The organism is Alteromonas sp. DY56-G5, assembly GCF_041414725.1.
GTDB lineage: Bacteria > Pseudomonadota > Gammaproteobacteria > Enterobacterales > Alteromonadaceae > Alteromonas > Alteromonas macleodii.
The window spans coordinates 1-1,831 of sequence record NZ_JANHZQ010000108.1; the positions used below are offsets into that span (position 1 = coordinate 1).

1 protein-coding gene is annotated in these 1,831 nt (G+C 44.2%); it reads right to left on the reverse strand.

The annotated features are described in order from the left end of the window. Positions 1 to 221: 221 nt before the first annotated feature. Positions 222 to 1,724: a transposase gene (locus tag NO989_RS21730; RefSeq protein ID WP_081334059.1), complete on the reverse strand. Its 1,503-nt coding sequence runs from the start codon at positions 1,722 to 1,724 to the stop codon at positions 222 to 224. Positions 1,725 to 1,831: the final 107 nt, after the last annotated feature.

The following is a 1,831-nucleotide window of genomic DNA, read 5'->3' on the forward strand; positions in this document are numbered from 1 at the left end:
GAGTATAAGAAATATTAACGCTATGTACTACCCACTGTGTCAGCTGTATTTAAGGCCAGTTGCACGTGTGTCAAATGGGTACTTTTCAGGAATCAGTGAAGTAGTTGTCATCAAGATAGACGCAATATAACTGGTCTTTGGTACTGAAATCCGCAATGAGATATGTGAAAGCCCTTACCTCAACATGTTGCATGTTCAAGTGATGGTCTGTTTTTTGTGCTTCATGCGCCAAAATCGAAGTCGCGTTGAATGATGTAGTCACTGAATGAGGCTGTGGCTGGTGGAGCTCGAAGTGGCGGCATTAGAGAATCGTTTTTTGCTTCAAGAAGAGTCTGCTTGTCAAGGTGCGCCAAAATCTTATGGATAACAGCCGGATCCGTAATACAAGTAATAATTTTGACGTTGGTTTTTTCACAAGCCTCACAGACTGTGATGTCAATATTGAATACTCTTTTTAACCTTTGTGCCCACGACATGCTTCGCGCATGGTATGGTTTATCTGAATCTTTCAGATGCTCTGCTAAGCGAGGGCTATTCTTACCGCGTTGTGAAGCCGTTACCTCGGCACGCACCTTAGCATTGGGAGCAAACACGCCATAAAACCTCGTAAGGTTTAGCCTCGGCACTGGCACCAGTGCCGCGAGCTTGCCTATGAAATCCAAGGGAGTAAAAAAGACATGTGTGGTACCGTCTTGATAGGGAGTTTTCAGTTGATATCTTACTTTTCCTGAATCGGTTAGACTCAATCGTTGCTCGCTTAACGCTGGCCTTGAGATATATCTGCATAGCCTTTCCAGTTTGTCAGTTTGATGGCTGTCTGCAAACACCCCAGCGTGTAAGCTAAAACCGTTTATTTGAGCTAATTGACCGTAATGTTGTTCGTCTTTGGCAGGTAAGGTTTGCAAGGCAAAGACTTTTTTGCCTGTATCTGGTCCTACAGCAATGCGGTAATTGACAGAGGCTGCTTGCAAGGGCAGTAAACTATCTTCGTCATCCATGGGTAAATCGAGAAATGTGTTGTCCATATCCCGTTGAACGAGCCCGGCCTTCTCCAAGTAGGTCGCGATGCGATGGCTAATGACATTCACGAGGGTTTCCATATCATTGTGGTTTGGTGCTTTAACGCACTTGAATTTGGACTGTCCACACTCCTGAGTGATAACGCCTTCCAAAAAGAGCATGTGAAAGTGAATATTGAGATTCAGTGCACTACCAAATCGCTGAATGTAAGTCACCGCTCCTGTGTTTGCTTGCTTCTTAAGATACCCAGCCCGATGCACAATATCGCAAGAAATAGCACGATGAATGATTTGCATGATTTTACTTAAGTGTTTGGGATACCTAGCTAGAAGTAGACGAAGCGGGATGGGTAAACTCAATACCCATTGGCGTACAGGGTAACCGTGAAGAACATCTTCAACTAACAACTTGGCACTTTCTGCCATCCTTCTTGCACCGCAACTTGGGCAAAATCCCCTGCGTTTGCAGCTGAACGCCAGCAGTTTCTCATGCTTGCAGTCGTCACAAACTACACGCAAAAAACCATGCTCAAGCCGACCACACCTAAGAAACTCTTCAAACTCTTTTACCACATGAAGTGGTAACGACTTCCCTTTTTGTGAAAGCTGCTTCTGAAATTCTGGGTAGTGGCGTTCGACCAATTGATACAGTAACGTCTGCTCTGGACGATGTCGTTTATAGGTATGAGAGTGAGTTACTAGCAATGGCGCCTTTATCTTGAATTGGCATCACAGTGTGTATATGATTTTAATGTAAATCTACTGATCAATAGGGTGGGAAATTTATAGTCTCAAGGTCCGAAAAACGTACA